Source organism: Pseudomonas sp. BW7P1, assembly GCF_024981055.1.
GTDB lineage: Bacteria > Pseudomonadota > Gammaproteobacteria > Pseudomonadales > Pseudomonadaceae > Aquipseudomonas > Aquipseudomonas bananamidigenes.
The window spans coordinates 2,802,592-2,817,195 of record NZ_CP103374.1; the positions used below are offsets into that span (position 1 = coordinate 2,802,592).

Below are 14,604 nucleotides of genomic sequence, written 5' to 3' on the forward strand. Positions count from 1 at the left end.
CGTAACCATGAAATTCAAGTGCACAGGTTGGCCACTCGGGGCCGGCCTTGCGGCAAGTGTGCTCGCGTGGCCGGGTTTCGCCGCCGCGCTGACACTCGATGAAGCGCTGCGGCTGGCGGAAACCAGCGCGCCGTCGCTGAACGCTCAAGATGCAAAAATCCAGGCCGCCAGCAGCGCTGCCATCCCGGCGGGGGAGTTGCCCGATCCGAAACTGGTGCTGGGTGTGCAGAACTACCCCGTGGGAGGGCCGGATCGATACAGCCTCGACAAGGACTTCATGACCATGCAAATGGTCGGCTGGCGTCAGGACATGCCCAACAACGACAAGCGCAAGGCGCGCATCGAAGTCGCCGAGGCAGGCGTCGAGCGGGCGGCGGCGGAACGTCGTGTTGAACGCCTCAAAGTCCGGCAAGCCACGGCACTGGCGTGGATCGGCCGCTATTCGGTGGAGCGCAAACAGGCGCTGCTTCAGGACTTCTACAGGGAAAACCGTCTGCTGACCGATACGGTGCGGGCGCAGATCGCCGGTGGCCGCGCGCAGCCTGCCGACGCGGTGACGCCGAAGCAGGAAGCCGCCCGACTGGCGGAGCAAGAAGACAACCTGTCGCTGGAACGCACCCAGGCCCAAGCGGCCCTCAAACGCTGGATCGGCGCTGCCGCCAACGACAAGCCCGAAGGCAGCCTGCCGCAGTGGCCGGTCGACCCCGCGAACTTCAATCATCAACTGCAACACCATCCCGAACTGGCCGCATTTATGCCCATGGCCCGCGAAGCGCAGGCGAAGGTGCAGGAAGCCGTGTCCGAGAAAAAGTCAGACTGGAGCTGGGAAGTGGATTACCAGCACCGTGGTCGCGAATTCGGCGACATGGTCAGCGTGCAGTTTTCCTGGGACCTGCCACTGTTTCCCGAAACGCGACAGAACCCGAAGATTGCCGCCCGCCAGGCTGAACTCAGCCAGATCGAAGCACAGCGCGACGCCTTGTCCCGGGAGCACACCGAACAACTGGAAAACGAGCTGGCCGAATACGCTCGTCTCGACCGCGCGGTGCTGCGCAACCAGCAAAGCCTGGTGCCGCTGGCCAAAGAGAAGGTCGAGTTGAGTCTGGCCAGTTATCGCGCCGGCAAGGGCGATCTGAACGCCGTGGTCAGCGCCCGCCGTGAACTCATCGAGGCACGACTCAAACAGATCGACGTGGAAGAACAGCGCGCACTGAGCGCTGCGCGTCTGCATTTCGCTTATGGGGAGACCAGTCTGTGAACCCACCAAAACACAACAGCCTCTGGCTGGCCGGCCTCGCCCTTGCTGTGGGGGTAGCTGCGGGCTACGGCGTGGCTTATCAGCGCATGCCCGACGCAACTGGCCTGGCAGCGGAGCAGGGCAGTAAACCCAAGGCTCTGTACTGGTATGACCCGATGTACCCGCAGCAGAAATTCGACAAACCCGGAAAGTCGCCCTTCATGGACATGCAGCTGGTACCTCGATACGCCAGCGAAGGTACAGGCAATGCGACGGTGAGCATCGATCCGGGCCTGAGCCAGAATCTCGGGCTGCGCACGGCCACTGTTGTGCGCGGGCGGTTTTCCTCCAGCCTCGATGTGACCGGCGTACTGAGCTTCAACGAGCGTGACGTGGCAGTGGTGCAGTCCCGCACCGGCGGTTTTGTCGAACGGGTCTATGCCCGGGCACCAGGAGATGTGCTGGCGGCAGGCGCGCCGCTGGCAGACATTCTCGTACCCGAATGGGCGGCGGCCCAGACCGAGTTTCTGGCCCTCAGACGCAGCGGCGACCGCGACCTGATCGCAGCGGCACGCCAACGCCTGCAACTGACCGGCATGCCGTCGAGCCTGATCGCACAGATGGAGCGTAGCGGTACGGTTCAGTCGAACCTCACCGTCACCAGCCCGGTGGGAGGTGTCGTGCAGGAGTTGAACGTGCGCACCGGCATGACTGTGGCGGGCGGCGAGACGCTGGCGCGGATCAATGGCCTGGAAAGCGTATGGCTCGCCGTGGCGGTGCCGGAAGCGCAGACCGGTTCCATCACCGAAGGCCAATCCATCGAAGCACGGCTTCCGGCGTTTCCCGGCACCGTGTTCAACGGCAAGGTCAGCGCCATTCTTCCGGATACCAACCCCGACAGCCGCACCCTGCGCGTACGGGTCGAGCTGGCCAACGTCGAGGGTCGCTTGCGTCCGGGGATGACCGCTCAAGTACGGCTGAACCGCTCGACCGGCCAGGACAGCCTGTGGGTGCCGAGCGAAGCGGTGATCCGCACCGGCAAACGGGCCTTGGTCATGCTGGCGCAGGACGCGGGGCACTATCGCCCGCTGGAGGTACGGCCCGGACAGGAAAGCGACGGCAAAACGGTGATCCTCCAAGGCCTGGAAGAAGGGCAGAAGGTCGTGACCTCCGGCCAGTTCCTGCTCGACTCCGAAGCCAGCCTGAAGGGTATCGTCGCCGCCCCGCTTGAGATCGACGGCGAAACCTCGGAGAGCCAGCCATGATCGCCGCGCTGATTCGCTGGTCCGTGGCCAACCGCTTTCTGGTGCTGTTGGCGACGTTGTTTGTCACCGGTTGGGGGGTGTGGTCGGTGCAGAACACACCGATCGATGCGCTGCCGGATCTGTCCGATGTGCAGGTGATCATCCGCACGCCGTACCCCGGGCAGGCACCGCAGATCGTCGAGAACCAGGTGACCTATCCGCTGACCACCACCATGCTTTCGGTGCCGGGGGCGAAAACCGTCCGTGGTTATTCGTTCTTCGGTGACAGTTTCGTGTACGTGCTGTTCGAGGACGGGACCGATCAGTATTGGGCGCGTTCGCGGGTGCTGGAGTACCTGAGCCAGATCCAGAGTCGTCTGCCGGCCAGTGCCAAACCGGCGCTGGGCCCGGATGCCAACGGGGTCGGCTGGATTTACCAGTACGCGCTGGTGGACCGCACGGGGCAACATGATCTGGCGCAACTGCGCGCCTTGCAGGACTGGTTCCTCAAGTTCGAGCTCAAGACGCTGCCAAACGTCGCCGAAGTCGCCACCCTTGGCGGCATGGTCAAGCAGTATCAGGTGCAGCCCGATCCCGTGCGTCTGGCCAGCCTCGGCATCACCCTGGCGCAGGTGCGCGAAGCCATCGGCAAGGCCAATCAGGAAACCGGTGGTGCGGTGCTGGAAATGGCCGAAACCGAGTTCATCGTACGCGCGTCCGGTTACCTCAAAACCCTCGATGATTTCCGGGCAATCCCGCTCAAACTCGGCGCCGGCGGGGTGCCGGTGACCCTGGGCGATGTCGCAACGATCCAGACCGGGCCGGACATGCGTCGGGGCATCACCGAGCTGGACGGCCAGGGCGAAACCGTCGGCGGCGTGGTGGTCTTGCGCAGCGGCAAAAACGCCCGGGAGACCATCGCGGCGGTCAAGACCAGGCTCGATGACATGAAAAGCAGCCTGCCGCCCGGCGTGGAGATCATCACCACCTATGACCGCAGCAAGCTGATCGACCATGCCGTGGACAACCTCAGCCACAAACTGCTCGAAGAGTTCATCGTAGTGGCGCTGGTTTGCGGGATCTTCCTTTGGCACCTGCGCTCGTCACTGGTGGCGATTATCTCGTTGCCGGTGGGTGTGCTGATTGCGTTCATCGTCATGCGTCATCAGGGGCTGAACGCCAACATCATGTCGCTGGGCGGGATCGCCATCGCCATTGGTGCCATGGTCGATGCCGCCGTGGTGATGATCGAGAACGCCCACAAGAAAATCGAAGCGTGGCACGCCGCCAATCCGGGGCAGGCGCTCAGGGGCGAACGCCATTGGCAGGTGATGACCGACGCGGCGGCAGAGGTGGGGCCGGCGCTGTTTTTCTGTCTGTTGATCATCACGCTGTCGTTCATCCCGGTGTTTACCTTGCAGGCTCAGGAGGGACGATTGTTCGGCCCGCTGGCGTTTACCAAGACCTATGCCATGGCGGCGGCAGCGGGGTTGTCGGTGACACTGGTGCCGGTGCTGATGGGGTACTGGATTCGCGGTCGGATACCGGATGAGCGCCACAATCCGCTCAATCGCTGGCTGATCCGGATCTACCAGCCGGCGCTGGATGCGGTGTTGCGGCGGCCGAAACTCACCCTGCTGGTGGCGCTGCTGGTGTTTATCAGCGCAGCGTGGCCGGTGTCGCGCCTGGGGGGTGAGTTTCTGCCGCCGCTGGACGAAGGCGATTTGCTGTATATGCCTTCGGCGTTGCCGGGATTGTCAGCGCAAAAAGCTGCGCAATTGCTGCAGCAGACCGATCGCCTGATCAAGACCGTGCCCGAGGTCGAGCATGTGTTCGGCAAGGCCGGTCGCGCCGAAACCGCTACCGATCCGGCGCCGCTGGAGATGTTTGAAACCACCATCCAGTTCAAACCCCACGAACAATGGCGTCCGGGCATGACCCCGGAAAAACTCGTGGAAGAACTGGACCGCGTGGTGAAAGTACCGGGGCTGACCAACATCTGGATCCCGCCGATCCGCAACCGCATCGACATGCTCGCCACCGGGATCAAAAGTCCCATCGGAGTAAAAGTCGCCGGCAACGACCTGGCGCAGATCGATGCGGTGACCCAGGCCGTCGAGCGTGTGGCCAAAGACGTGCCCGGCGTCAGCTCGGCGCTGGCTGAGCGCCTCACAGGTGGCCGCTACATCGAGGTCGATATCGACCGTACCGCCGCCGGTCGCTATGGGCTCAATATCACCGATGTGCAATCCATCGTCGCTGGCGCCATCGGTGGAGAAAACGTTGGGGAAAGCATCGAGGGGGTGGCGCGATTCCCGATCAACCTCCGTTATCCACGAGAATGGCGCGACTCGCCCGATGCTCTGCAGCAGCTGCCTGTCTACACGCCCTCGGGCAGTCAGGTCACTCTTGGCATGCTGGCGAAAATCCGGGTCACGGACGGCCCGCCAATGCTCAAGAGCGAAAACGCCCGACCGTCCGGCTGGGTGTACATCGACGTGCGCGGTCGCGACATCGCTTCAGTCGTGGTCGATTTGCGTCGCGCAGTCAGCGAGCAGGTGAAACTGCAGCCCGGCATGAGCCTGAGTTACTCGGGGCAGTTCGAGTTTCTCGAACGGGCCAACGCTCGCCTGAAACGGGTGGTGCCGGCCACGTTGCTGATCATCTTCGTGCTGCTCTACCTGACCTTTGCCCGTTTCGACGAAGCACTGCTGATCATGGCCACGTTACCGTTCGCCTTGAGTGGCGGCGCGTGGTTTCTCTATATGCTGGGCTACAACCTGTCGGTGGCCACCGGCGTCGGGTTCATTGCGTTGGCCGGGGTCTCCGCCGAGTTCGGCGTGATCATGCTGTTGTACCTGAAAAACGCCTTGGCCGAACGCGAAGACGGCGGCGACAGCACCGAGCGCGGATTGGTCGCGGCGATTGGCGAAGGCGCCGTGCAGCGCGTACGCCCGAAGGCCATGACCGTAGCCGTGATCATCGCCGGCCTGTTGCCGATCCTGGTGGGCAGCGGCACCGGCAGCGAAGTCATGAGCCGCATCGCCGCGCCCATGGTCGGCGGCATGGTCACGGCGCCCCTGTTGTCCCTGTTCGTCATTCCTGCTGCGTATCGGTTGATGCGCCGTCGTCGTTTGTCCGTTGAGAACACGTCACCCGAAGGCGATGGTGCTTCCATGCAGCCGTAAACCGATGACGAAAAAGCCGGTGCGAAGGATCGCACCGGCTTTTGTTCAGGCTTTCAGATCGACCGCTGATTGACCCGCTGCATCAACTCCTCCGCCGATTCCTTGCGCTCGGAATAGCGATCCACCAGATCCGGACGATCACGCAACAACAGCGTGAACTTCACCAATTCCTCCATCACATCCACCACTCGGTCGTACAACGCCGAAGGCTTCATGCGATTGCTTTCGTTGAATTCCAGATACGCCTTGGGCACCGAGGATTGATTGGGGATGGTGAACATGCGCATCCAGCGGCCCAGCACCCGCAGTTGATTGACCACGTTGAACGATTGCGAACCGCCACAGACCTGCATCACCGCCAGGGTCTTGCCCTGGGTCGGGCGCATGGCGCCGAGGGCGAGCGGCACCCAATCGATCTGCGCCTTGAACACCGCCGACATTGCGCCGTGACGCTCGGGTGAGCACCAGACCTGGCCTTCGGACCATTGCATCAGTCCCAGCAGCTCCTGGACTTTCGGGTGATCGTTGGGCGCATCGTCCGGCAGTGGCAGACCCGACGGATTGAAGATCCGTGTTTCGGCGCCGAAGTGCTCCAACAGCCGGGCGGCTTCTTCCACCAGCAAGCGGCTGAAGGAACGCGGTCGAGTCGAGCCGTAGAGCAACAGGATGCGCGGCTTGTGTGCGCCATCGTTGCGGGTGGTTTTCTGAATCAGTGACAGGTCGAGATTGGGCAGGTCGGTCATGACGACTCCGGTCATAGCAGGCTGATGCAGTCGAGCTCGCGCTTGAGGGCATCGCGGTCGAGTTCGGCGAAGGGCAGGGCGAGGAAGGCCCGGCAGCGGGTTTCGATCCGGGCGAGGGTGGTGTGAAAGGCTGCGTTGATGGCAACTTCATCGCCGCTCACTTCCGATGGATCCTCCAACCCCCAATGGGCCTTCAAGGCGGGTCCGAAATAGACGGGGCAGGCTTCACCGGCGGCCTTGTCGCACACGGTGATGACGATGTCCGGCGGGTTGCCTTCGAAAGCATCGTTGCCCTTGCTGTTCAACCCAACGGTGGAAATACCGGCCTCCTGCAACGTGGTCAGACTGCGTGGCAACACCTGGCCCTTGGGGAAGCTGCCGGCGCTGACCGCCTCGAAACCTTGCGGCGCCAGGTGATTGAACATCGCTTCGGACAGAATGCTGCGACAACTGTTGGCGGTGCACATGAATAAAACGCGCATGATCGGTCCTCAGCAGCAGGCGGTTGTATTGAGCGGGCGGTCGCCCATGGCGGCGAGTCGCGCGCTGTTTTCTTCCAGCCACGCGGTGTTGGCAGCGAGGGTGGTCTGCAGCATCTCGCCTACCCATTCCGGCAACTGCGGGTTGAGCCGGTAGTACACCCACTGGCCCTGACGACGATCCAGCAACAGGCCGCAGGTACGCAGTTGTGCCAGATGACGGGAGATTTTCGGCTGGCTGTCGTCCAGTGCGCAGACCAGCTCGCAGACGCACAACTCGCCTTCACGGGCGATCAGCAGCGTGGCCCGGGCGCGGGTTTCGTCGGCGAGGCATTTGAAAACGGAGACGGGGTCGAGCATGGGAATACCCTTGCATATACGGAAAACCGAATATACGGATTTCCATATTTTCCAGGCAAGGGCCGGGGTCGATAAAACTGCAAGCGTCGATAGAAGGCGTTGGCGATTCAGCGCTTGCTGAAGGCCAACCGCGCCGCAAACAGCACGAAAATCATCCCGGTGGTGCGATCCATCCAGCGAATCACTTTCTCCCGGCGCAGAAAACCCGACAACGGTTGCGTCGCGCCAATCAGCACCAGCGACCAGATCAATCCCAGCACCACATGAATGCTCACCAGACCGAACGTCCACGGCACCAGTGGCTGCCCTTGGGGAATGAACTGCGGCAGGAACGACACGTAGAAAATCCCCACTTTAGGATTGAGCACATTGCCCAGCATGCCCTTCAGAAACCAGTTGCTCCCCGGTTTGCCGGTGGATTCGGCAGGCGCCAGCGAGCGGCGAGGGCGCAGCAGCATGTTCAAGCCGAGCCACGCCAGATACGCCGCGCCGCAGTACTTCAACAGGTTGTAGGCCAGCTCCGAAACGGCAATCAACGCCCCCAGCCCGAACGCCACCGCCGCGCCCCACAACAGGCAACCGGCATTGATGCCCAGTGCAGCACGCAAGGCCTGGTGCTTGCCCTCGACGGTGGCCGTTCGCAGGACCAGCGCGGTGTCGAGGCCGGGTGTCAGGGTCAGCAGCGTGGCAGCGAAGGTGAAAGCGAGGAGGTTGTCGGCGATGGACATGGCGGATGGGTTCCCTGTTCTGGATGGGGGAACGGTAGCGGTTTCAGGCGGGGGGATCCAGCAGGGAGATCAGGCGCGGTTCGATGTTGCCGGGTTGTATCTCGAGCATCGCCAGCGTGACCGGCAGCTTGAAACGGCGAGGACCTGCGCTGCCGGGATTGACGTAGAGCCGGTCGCCGCGCCATTCGATTAGCGGCTTATGGGAGTGGCCGGTGATGATGAGCCTGATCTGCGCGTCGAGATCGGCCGGCACATCGGCGATGTCATGGACGAGCAGGGCTTGCCAGCCATTCAGGTCGAAGGTCAGGAGATCGGGAATATCGCTGGCCCACGGACTGTTCAGGTCATTATTGCCCCGAACGGCTTGCACAGGCGCGATGTCGGCCAGTCGGGCGAGAATGTCCGGATTGCCGATATCGCCGGCGTGGATGATCCGGTCGCAGCCTTCGAGCGCAGTCAGTGCTTGTGGGCGCAGGAGGTTGTGGGTGTCTGAGATGATGCCGGTTTTCATGGCGAACGCTGCGTCGATGTTTGAGGCATGAGGAGCATCTTCGGGGTGAAGGAGGCCATTTTCAACTTATGAATCAGGCACAGGCAGGAATCGACAATGTCGCTCGCGTACCGCCCTGCGCCCGGTTTACCAGTGCAATTCGCCCGCCCAGCCGGGTTGCGATGATGTATACGATCGCCAGTCCCAGCCCGGCACCTTCGGGATTGCCTCGGCTGTAAAAACGCTCGAACAACCGCATCCGGTCCGTTTCGTCGATCCCCGGTCCCTGATCTTCGACGATCAAATGGCAAAATCCCTCGCTCTGGTTGATCAGGACGGTAATGACGCCTTGTTGTGGAGTGAAGTTGGCGGCGTTGGTGACCAGGTTGTTCAATGCGATATCGATGGCGGCGGGGCTGGCCATGATGTGCAACGGCCGGGCACTGTCTTCAAAGTCCAGTTCCAGTTGTTTGCTCAACAGCCACGGTGTCAGTTGCACCAGGCTGCTGCGCACGGTTTCCCCGAGGTCGATACGCTGCAGTTCGGGTGAATCGGATCTGGGCTCCAGGCGCGCCATGGTCAGTAACTGGTTGACCAGCCGGCTGGCGCGGTCGACGCCGGAAATCAAAAACTGCAAAGACTCGCGGCGTTCCTGTTCCGTACCGGCCTCCAGCAGGTTCTGCGCATGCACCCGCAGCACCGCCAGTGGCGTGCGCATCTCGTGGGCGGCGTCGGCAATGAATCGACGTTCGCGTCCGAGCACTTCCTGAATCTGCGCAAGCATACGATTGAGCGCGGCTTGCATTGGCTCCAGTTCGCTGGGCAAAGGCGCCAGTTGCAAGGGTTCAAGCGAGCCTGAGTGCCGGGCGCGCAGGGTGGACGCCATGTTCGCCAGTGGTTTGAGCCCCCAGCCAATGGCCAGCCAGACCATGGCCGCGAGGATCAGGCTGCCGATTACGTTTGGCCATAACGTATGACGCACGATCCGGTCGACCAGGTCGGCGCGCACGTCTTCGCGTTCACCCACCCAGATGTGCAGGCCGTTTTGCGGGTCTTCCAGCAGAAAAGCGCGCCAGTGGCGGTTCTCCAGATCCACGACGTCACTGAAGCCCGGCCGGGTCGGTAGTGTACGGAAGGAGGGTGCACTCGCGGTGTGTACCAGTATCTCGCCCGTCGGTTTCCACACTTGAAAAGCGATCTTCCCTTCGTACGGGTGGCCATCGCCCCGGGATACGGCTTCACCCAGCGCGCTATTGAAAGCCCGGTACAACGCGGCTTGCTGTCTGCTCTCCATCGGCATGCGCATGACGCCTTGCAGAAGACGGGCGTTCTGCGCCAACTGGGCGTCGTACACCTCGGCAATCTCGTGGTTGCTGTCGTGCAAGTTGAAGACGCTGATGACCGAGATGCCTGCGAGCAACAAGCCGATCATCAGTGTCAAGGTGCGACGGCGAATCGAGGTCATCGGCGTTCTTCCACCAGATAACCCACACCACGGACAGTACGGATCAGATCGTTGGAGAACTTCTTGCGCAGGTGGTGAATGTGCACCTCCAGCGTGTTGCTTTCCGCTTCTTCGTTCCAGCCGTAGAGCAACTGGATCAGTTGGTCGCGGGTCATTACCCGTCCCGGGGGCGAAAGCAACTCATGCAGCAACTGGTATTCCTTGGGCGTAAGTGCCACCGGTTGGCCCTGATAGCTGACTTGCTGGGTGCCTGGATTGAGGCTGATGCCGGCATGTTCAATCAACGCCTGCGCGCGACCGGCACTGCGCCGTAACAAGGCTCGCAGGCGTGCCTTGAGTTCGGCGAGATCGAACGGTTTGACCAGGTAATCATCGGCACCTGCGTCCAGTCCGGCGATCCGGTCTTCGGTGGCATCGCGCGCGGTGAGAATCAGTACCGGCACATTCGAACCGGCGTCGCGCAGGCGGCGCAGCACTTCGAGGCCATCCATGCGCGGAAGCCCAAGATCAAGCACCGCCACGTCGAAGGTCTCGCTGAGCAGCGCATGCAATGCGCTGCTGCCGTCCTTGAGCCAGTCAGTGGTGTAACCCTCGCGCGTCAGCGCCTGATGAATGCCTTCACCCAGGGCGATGTCATCCTCGATCAGTAATAAGCGCACGCGGACTCCTGTCAGTCAGTTTTTTGCTCACGTTCACCTGCAGCGCGGCGATCTCTTTGCGGCGCCCCGCATCTGTGGTTTCCCGGCCAGTACGTGGGGCGGCTTTTTGTGCCTGGAGCAGTGCAGCTCCGGCCTCAGCGTACTGTTTCTGACGGTAGAGGTGATGGTCGTAAAAGTACAGGCTGTCGGTGCCGTCCGGATCAAGGTTTTGGCGTCTCGTTGTCAGGTTTTTCGCTGAGACGGCGAATCAGCGGCAACTGTTTGCGCAGGCCTCGATCCACCAGATTCGGCAGCAGATTGTTCAGACGCACGAAGAAGCGCTCCGGCCAGCCCAGGTAGAGGTCGCGACGGTCGCCGGCAATCGCGTGGATCACGGCGCAGGCGACGGTTTGCGGGTTATCGACGTTGGACTTGAGCGCATCGTTCAACGCTTGCGCCGCCGCGCTGTTCATCGAAGTGCGGGTGGCCCGGGGCGCCACATACAGCACGTTGACCCGGGTGTCGGCCAGTTCCCGGCGCAGTGCTTCGGAGAACCCGCGCAGGGCGAACTTGGTCGCGCAGTAACCGGCATAACCGGCGTAGCCGATCGAGCCATAAGTCGAGCCGATGTTGACTACCATGGCGCTGTCAGACTCTTTGAGCAGTGGCAGCAGCAGTTTGGTCAGGCAGATCGGCGCACTGATGTTCACCGCCAGCATCGTGTTGATCTCGCTGTCATCCAGTTGTTCGAGCATGGCGAAGTGATTGACCCCCGCAGCGTTGATCAGCAGGTTGATGCCGCCGATGGCTTCGGCTGCGGCCAGCACTTTGCGCCGGTCACTGAGCACAGTCAGGTCGGCGGCGACACAGCACAGGGTGTCCGGGTAACGCCTGAGCAACGGCGTCAGCGCCTGCCCATGCCGCGCCACCGCCAGCACCCTGGCACCGGCGGTACACAAGGCCTCGGTGATCGCCAGGCCGATGCCGCCACTGGCACCGGTCAGCACCACACGCGCATCACGCAGCTGCATGTTGATTCTCCGCGTCACGCGCCAGGCCACGGAACATGTCGGTGTACAGGCGATAGACGACTTTCGAGGCATGGATCACCGCTGACTGATCGTCTGGATCTTCCAGCTGATTCATCAAGCGGCGATAGGTCTGCATATGCTCGATGTCCAGCGAGCCGTGGGAATTCAGGTAGCTGAACGCGGTGTCCGGCAATGCCAGACGCTCGCGAATACTGCCTGCTGCGTGAGTGGCCAGGGCGATGCTGGTGCCTTCAAGCACATTGACCATGCCGAACAGGCCCACCGGATTACCCCGGGCGATCAGGTCGTACAGAAAACTCACCATCAGTTCGATCGGCAGCGACGGCTGGCCGTCGCGCACCGCATCACGATCACCGCCACACGCGGCAATGTCGTTGAGCACCCAGTGCTCATGGCCGTATTCGTCTTCGATGTATTCGGCCACTGCTTTGCGCAACCATTCCAAGCGTGTCGGCAGGCGCGCGCCGCAGGCCATCATCAACGGCACGGTGTGACGGACGTGGTAGTACGCTTGAGCGAGAAACGCCCGATAACTTTCCAGACTGACCTTGCCTTGCAGGGCGTCGAGGATGATCGGCAGGTTGAAAAGCTCGTGACGTTCCTGATGCGTGGCTTCTTGCAGGGTGTCGAAAAAATTCATGGCGCGGAATCCTCGGAAACGGCGAATTCAGAAAGCAGGTGGCGGTACTGCGTGACGATCGCTTCACGGCGCGGGCGGCCGTTGGCGGTGAGCAAACCATTTGCGGCGCTGAACGGTTGCGTCAGGCGTGTCCAGCGATGCACCTGGGCGTAATCGGGCAAGGCTTCGTTGGCTTCGGCAACCGCCGCCGCCAGCTCCGCTTCGCTGCAATCGGCACGGTGCGGCCAGAGCAGGGCGTGGTTGTGCGGCAACGCCTCGCCATAGACGAAGGCCTGGGCGATGTGGCTGCGCTGGGTCAGTTCGGATTCAATCCATTCGGGGTTGACGTTGCGCCCGAAGCTGGTGACGAACTGGTGCTTCTTGCGGCCCTTGAGGTACAGAAAACCTTCGGGGTCGAATTCGCCCAGATCGCCGCTCGGCCACCACTCATCGGTGTACGGCGCGTCTCCCAGATAACCGAGCGGGGCAGCGCCCTTGATCAGCACTTCGCCGTCTTCGGCCAGGCGCACTTCAACGTGCGGCAATGGCTGGCCCACGCTGCCCGGACGTCGTGCGCCGGGGCGATTGAGGCACACCACCGAGGCGCATTCGGACAAACCGTAGCCTTCGAAAACCGGCAGCCCGACACGCTGCGCGCGTCGCAGCAGATCCACCGTTACCCGTGCGCCACCGACGGCGGCGAAACGCAGTTGTTGTGGGGCAAAGGCTTTCTGTTCGGCAGCGCTGACCAGCATCAGCAACAGTTGCGGCACCAGAATCAGACTCTCCGGTGCTCGCCTGGCCAGGCAGCCCAGCAAGAGCGGCACTTCGACGCCACTGGCGCCTCGTATGCCCAGGGTTGTCTGGCTCGGCAGGCTCAGTGTCGCACCCGCGTACAGCGCGGCGTAACAGCCGATGTTTTCCAGCAGAATCGCCAGCGGCAACAGTGCCAGATGATGCTTTGGAGCCGCGGATTTGCTTGCCTGCTCCAGCTCCCGTGCCACCCTCAATAGTCTGTCGGTGCTCAGGCATACGCCTTTGGGCGTGCCGGTGGTGCCGGAGGTGAAGGTCAGTTTCGCGGTGCCTGCCGGCAGGCGACTCGGGCCACTGAACGTGCGACACCAGAATTCGCCGTGTTTCTCATAACCGGCCGCGAGCAGTTCGTCTTCCAGCTCCGGCTCGGCAATCACCCGTTCGGCCTGACTTTGCTCCAGGCAATGAGCGCGTTGCGCCGGGCTGAAAAACGGAGGCAGCGTCACGCACGTCAAGCCTTCGAACAACACGGCCAGATCCCACATCAAGGCATCGACACCGTTATCCAAAGCCAGAGCAATGACCTGCGCCTGCTCATGACGCAGGCGTTCCCGGCGATAGAGCACCTCGGCATAAACCGTGGCGTAATCGAGCTTCAGCGTGTCGCCCCACAGTGCGATGCGGTTGTCATTGTGTCGGGCATGGTCGCGCAGGGCTTCCTGAAAGCGTTGCATTTCAAGCGACATCGCAGGCTCCTTCAATCGAGGTCGACAGACCCAGGCGGGTAAACAGGCCGATGTTGCGCAAATGGACGAAGCCGGCGCGGATGTTGCCGACGTGCACCCAGGGTTTGCTTTCGTAATAACTGCCCCAGTGTTGACGCTCGTCACCCAATCGCTCCGGGTCGGCGGCGCACAATGTCACGGGTTTCAGGCCGAGGCGATGGAAGCTGTTGACCAGCCCGATATTGCCGGTGAATGTCACCCATTCCAGGCCACCCATGGCCAGCAGGTAGGTAATGGCGATGATGCTCAGCCGCGCATTGCCGGTGTCGCTGGCGGCAAGGTTGCCGACTTCGACGATTGCGCTGCGCTCGACCGGACGATCCGCCGCTGCGCTGATCAGGGGCTCGATCGGTTCATCCAGATAGCGTTCGAGAAACAGCGGGGCTTGATGGGCAAGACGTACTCCGGTCACCGCACACAGTTGGCCCTCGCCGTTGTGCATGCCGAACAGCTCGGGCATAAAGTGTCGGATATCGGCGCCATGGGCTTTGCGAAAGCGTTCCTGGATGAAGGCTTCGAACGTCTCTCGCAACGTGCTGCCGGGCAGGGCGCCGGTCAATGTCATCAGGGGCGTTTCGGCTGGGCCGAAATGCAGGGGGAGGGCAATATTCCAGTCGAAAGCGGGCATGGGCAGAACGCCTCCCTCAATGGTTTGAACCGAGTATCGGAGGCATTTCTTAACGAAGTCTGAAGGTGAAAAAAGGTTAATCAAACGGGCAATCTTCAGATTGTCTTAAGACTGCAAAGGCAGGGTGGCACCCGCGGCTTGCCTTGCAGCCGTATCGAGACGGTCGAGTGAACCAGACCGTTGCTCAAGACAATC

At 62.1% G+C, this 14,604-nt stretch carries 14 protein-coding genes and 1 pseudogene; 3 read left to right on the forward strand and 12 right to left on the reverse strand.

Going from position 1 to position 14,604, the window contains the following annotated elements:
* Positions 1–7 precede the first annotated feature (7 nt).
* From NWV16_RS12500 to NWV16_RS12510, 3 genes are read left to right on the forward strand one after another with little or no spacing between them, the layout of a single operon-like run.
* On the forward strand, positions 8–1,258 hold the full coding sequence (locus NWV16_RS12500) for a TolC family protein (protein ID WP_260523275.1): 1,251 nt from the start codon (positions 8–10) through the stop codon (positions 1,256–1,258).
* Positions 1,255–2,502: an efflux RND transporter periplasmic adaptor subunit gene (locus NWV16_RS12505; protein WP_260523276.1), complete on the forward strand. Its 1,248-nt coding sequence runs from the start codon at positions 1,255–1,257 to the stop codon at positions 2,500–2,502. The genes NWV16_RS12500 and NWV16_RS12505 overlap by 4 nt, the downstream gene beginning before the upstream one ends.
* Positions 2,499–5,669: an efflux RND transporter permease subunit gene (locus NWV16_RS12510; RefSeq protein ID WP_260523277.1), complete on the forward strand. Its 3,171-nt coding sequence runs from the start codon at positions 2,499–2,501 to the stop codon at positions 5,667–5,669. Before NWV16_RS12505 ends, NWV16_RS12510 begins: the two co-directional genes overlap by 4 nt.
* A gap of 53 nt (positions 5,670–5,722) precedes the next feature.
* Here NWV16_RS12510 and arsH read toward each other — a convergent pair whose 3' ends face one another.
* From arsH to NWV16_RS12570, 12 genes and pseudogenes are all read right to left on the reverse strand, one after another.
* Positions 5,723–6,412 (reverse strand): arsenical resistance protein ArsH, encoded by a 690-nt coding sequence (gene arsH / locus NWV16_RS12515; protein ID WP_260523278.1) that lies wholly within the window; start codon positions 6,410–6,412, stop codon positions 5,723–5,725.
* A gap of 11 nt (positions 6,413–6,423) precedes the next feature.
* Entirely contained in the window at positions 6,424–6,894 is a 471-nt protein-coding gene (locus NWV16_RS12520; protein WP_260523279.1) for an arsenate reductase ArsC, read from the reverse strand.
* Between the two features lie 9 nt (positions 6,895–6,903).
* Entirely contained in the window at positions 6,904–7,251 is a 348-nt protein-coding gene (locus tag NWV16_RS12525; RefSeq protein ID WP_260523280.1) for a metalloregulator ArsR/SmtB family transcription factor, read from the reverse strand.
* A 107-nt stretch (positions 7,252–7,358) separates the two neighbouring features.
* Positions 7,359–7,979, reverse strand: coding sequence for a LysE family translocator (locus NWV16_RS12530; protein ID WP_260523281.1), 621 nt, complete (start codon positions 7,977–7,979; stop codon positions 7,359–7,361).
* 43 nt (positions 7,980–8,022) lie between these two features.
* Positions 8,023–8,490: a metallophosphoesterase family protein gene (locus NWV16_RS12535; RefSeq protein ID WP_260523282.1), complete on the reverse strand. Its 468-nt coding sequence runs from the start codon at positions 8,488–8,490 to the stop codon at positions 8,023–8,025.
* 73 nt (positions 8,491–8,563) lie between these two features.
* Positions 8,564–9,934 (reverse strand): ATP-binding protein, encoded by a 1,371-nt coding sequence (locus NWV16_RS12540; protein ID WP_260523283.1) that lies wholly within the window; start codon positions 9,932–9,934, stop codon positions 8,564–8,566.
* The gene (locus NWV16_RS12545; protein ID WP_260523284.1) at positions 9,931–10,593 is read right to left on the reverse strand and encodes a response regulator; all 663 of its coding nucleotides are present in this window, start codon (positions 10,591–10,593) and stop codon (positions 9,931–9,933) included. Before NWV16_RS12545 ends, NWV16_RS12540 begins: the two co-directional genes overlap by 4 nt.
* Positions 10,568–10,798: pseudogene (locus NWV16_RS12550) on the reverse strand (hypothetical protein); the annotation flags it as partial. The gene NWV16_RS12545 and the pseudogene NWV16_RS12550, both read right to left, overlap by 26 nt.
* Positions 10,794–11,603, reverse strand: coding sequence for an SDR family oxidoreductase (locus tag NWV16_RS12555; protein ID WP_260523285.1), 810 nt, complete (start codon positions 11,601–11,603; stop codon positions 10,794–10,796). The pseudogene NWV16_RS12550 and the gene NWV16_RS12555, both read right to left, overlap by 5 nt.
* Positions 11,590–12,264 carry a TenA family transcriptional regulator gene (locus NWV16_RS12560; RefSeq protein ID WP_260523286.1) on the reverse strand — a complete coding sequence of 225 codons (675 nt, stop codon included), beginning with the start codon at positions 12,262–12,264 and terminating at the stop codon, positions 11,590–11,592. Before NWV16_RS12560 ends, NWV16_RS12555 begins: the two co-directional genes overlap by 14 nt.
* Positions 12,261–13,742, reverse strand: coding sequence for an AMP-binding protein (locus tag NWV16_RS12565; RefSeq protein ID WP_260523287.1), 1,482 nt, complete (start codon positions 13,740–13,742; stop codon positions 12,261–12,263). Before NWV16_RS12565 ends, NWV16_RS12560 begins: the two co-directional genes overlap by 4 nt.
* Positions 13,732–14,409 carry a thermostable hemolysin gene (locus NWV16_RS12570; protein ID WP_260523288.1) on the reverse strand — a complete coding sequence of 226 codons (678 nt, stop codon included), beginning with the start codon at positions 14,407–14,409 and terminating at the stop codon, positions 13,732–13,734. Before NWV16_RS12570 ends, NWV16_RS12565 begins: the two co-directional genes overlap by 11 nt.
* Positions 14,410–14,604 lie beyond the last annotated feature (195 nt).

Bases quoted from the DNA above. Each gene is read 5' to 3' on its own strand.
- NWV16_RS12565 (WP_260523287.1), bottom strand. From the start codon at position 13,742: ATGTCGCTTGAAATGCAACGCTTTCAGGAAGCCCTGCGCGACCATGCC.
- NWV16_RS12560 (WP_260523286.1), bottom strand. From the start codon at position 12,264: ATGAATTTTTTCGACACCCTGCAAGAAGCCACGCATCAGGAACGTCAC.
- NWV16_RS12520 (WP_260523279.1), bottom strand. From the start codon at position 6,894: ATGCGCGTTTTATTCATGTGCACCGCCAACAGTTGTCGCAGCATTCTG.
- NWV16_RS12570 (WP_260523288.1), bottom strand. From the start codon at position 14,409: ATGCCCGCTTTCGACTGGAATATTGCCCTCCCCCTGCATTTCGGCCCA.
- NWV16_RS12500 (WP_260523275.1), top strand. From the start codon at position 8: ATGAAATTCAAGTGCACAGGTTGGCCACTCGGGGCCGGCCTTGCGGCA.
- NWV16_RS12510 (WP_260523277.1), top strand. From the start codon at position 2,499: ATGATCGCCGCGCTGATTCGCTGGTCCGTGGCCAACCGCTTTCTGGTG.
- NWV16_RS12540 (WP_260523283.1), bottom strand. From the start codon at position 9,934: ATGACCTCGATTCGCCGTCGCACCTTGACACTGATGATCGGCTTGTTG.
- NWV16_RS12530 (WP_260523281.1), bottom strand. From the start codon at position 7,979: ATGTCCATCGCCGACAACCTCCTCGCTTTCACCTTCGCTGCCACGCTG.
- arsH (WP_260523278.1), bottom strand. From the start codon at position 6,412: ATGACCGACCTGCCCAATCTCGACCTGTCACTGATTCAGAAAACCACC.
- NWV16_RS12535 (WP_260523282.1), bottom strand. From the start codon at position 8,490: ATGAAAACCGGCATCATCTCAGACACCCACAACCTCCTGCGCCCACAA.
- NWV16_RS12525 (WP_260523280.1), bottom strand. From the start codon at position 7,251: ATGCTCGACCCCGTCTCCGTTTTCAAATGCCTCGCCGACGAAACCCGC.
- NWV16_RS12555 (WP_260523285.1), bottom strand. From the start codon at position 11,603: ATGCAGCTGCGTGATGCGCGTGTGGTGCTGACCGGTGCCAGTGGCGGC.